This is a genomic window from uncultured Escherichia sp., from assembly GCF_948475835.1.
GTDB lineage: Bacteria > Pseudomonadota > Gammaproteobacteria > Enterobacterales > Enterobacteriaceae > ECMA0423.
The window spans coordinates 1-1,587 of sequence record NZ_CAOLGM010000253.1; the positions used below are offsets into that span (position 1 = coordinate 1).

The following is a 1,587-nucleotide window of genomic DNA, read 5'->3' on the forward strand; positions in this document are numbered from 1 at the left end:
GATTTTATTCTTATCTTTCCCATGGTACCCGGAGCGGGACTTGAACCCGCACAGCGCGAACGCCGAGGGATTTTAAAAACTATCAACCACCACTTACAAATCATAACCTTATGATTTTATTAACTCTGCAAATAGATCTATACAACGCCATTTGAATCTATTGTCACTTTTTATCGCCACTTTTTACCCTCTATTGTCAAAAGGGTTCAATTCAACAGCAGCCTCTAAATGACCTGGAGCAAAATGCGCATAACGCATAGTCATTTTTATATCGCTATGCCCCAGTATTTTTTGCAACACAAGAATATTTCCGCCCCGCATCATAAAATGACTGGCAAACGTGTGACGTAGCACATGAGTTAATTGCCCATCAGGAAGCTCGATCTTCGCTCTCTTAATTGCAGCGTCAAAAGCCTCATAACATGGTGAAAATAGCGCTCCTCGTTTTTTAGGAAGCATAGCCTGCAATTGAGGTGAAATCGGTACAGTGCGGTTCTTCTTTCCTTTAGTTTTGACAAATGTGATTCGACCGGGCAGTACTTGAGATTGTTTTAATCCTTCTGCTTCACTCCACCGAGCACCAGTCGCAAGCCCAATACGAACAACAACCCCCAAATCTTTATTCCGTGACTCATCACACGCAATCAGAAGGCGTTCAATCTCATCTACATACAGAAACGCCAGTTCCTTTTCTTCCTCACGAAACTTGCGAATACCAGTCAGGGGGTTTTCACCAGACCACTCTCCAAGGCGCTTCAGTTCGGCAAAAACAGCATGTAGATATGACTGCTCACGATTAACAGTTGCTTCACTAAGTTTCTTCTTCCCCTTTGGATTCCATTCACCTGATAATCGCCGCTCCCTGTAGGTGGCAAACATATTTTTATCAAATTGAGAAGCAAACGGATCACCTAACCTAGAACAAATCGCCTCGAGTTTAGCCCTTCGCTCTTCACCGGAAGACAGTGTTTTACCGTACATATCAAACCAGCGAGCAACCAACTCGGAAAGGTGGGGGCCAGAATCATCCTGAAACTCGCTCCCCAAATTACTATTCATTAAACGGCGCTCATAAGAGAGCGCCTCACCCTTAGTCGCAAACTGTTTACGAATACGCTTTCCCGATGCTCCATACGGGTAACACTCGCAAAGCCATTTACCAGTAGGTAGTCTTCGAACACTCATTCTAATTAAGACTTAATCCATCCCATCATCAACATCAGAGATACCGCCGTATTAGAAACAGACTGATTTTGATATACTTTTCTATTCTTTTTTTTATCTGCGAAAGGCTCAAAGGCCATATCAAGTTGTTTAGTCAATTCCTCTGCCAACAATTTGAGGTCATCCATATTTTTAACTTGTGTAGACAATTCTGGTGTAAGTCTTCCTTGATTATAAAGTACAGCTATAAAGTCAGCCGAGGTAGCCAATTTGTTTTTATAAGATGCCTTTTGCCACTCAAGGGCGTTTGCCTTATGTAATGTTCCACCTTCATACCATTCAGAGGCATAACCATGAGATGCAAAAACAAACAAGATATAAAAAAGGACTAATTTTAAATAATTACGCTGCATATCATATTTC

Annotated in this window: 2 protein-coding genes; both read right to left on the reverse strand. The window is 41.8% G+C overall.

Features of this window, described 5'->3' with window-relative positions:
• Window positions 1-183: 183 nt before the first annotated feature.
• Complete coding sequence (locus QZF50_RS23620) at window positions 184-1,185, reverse strand: tyrosine-type recombinase/integrase (protein ID WP_061892387.1); 1,002 nt, start codon at window positions 1,183-1,185, stop codon at window positions 184-186.
• A 5-nt stretch (window positions 1,186-1,190) separates the two neighbouring features.
• Window positions 1,191-1,587 (reverse strand): hypothetical protein (locus tag QZF50_RS23625; RefSeq protein WP_356947825.1); only part of this gene is annotated, 397 nt, incomplete at its 5' end.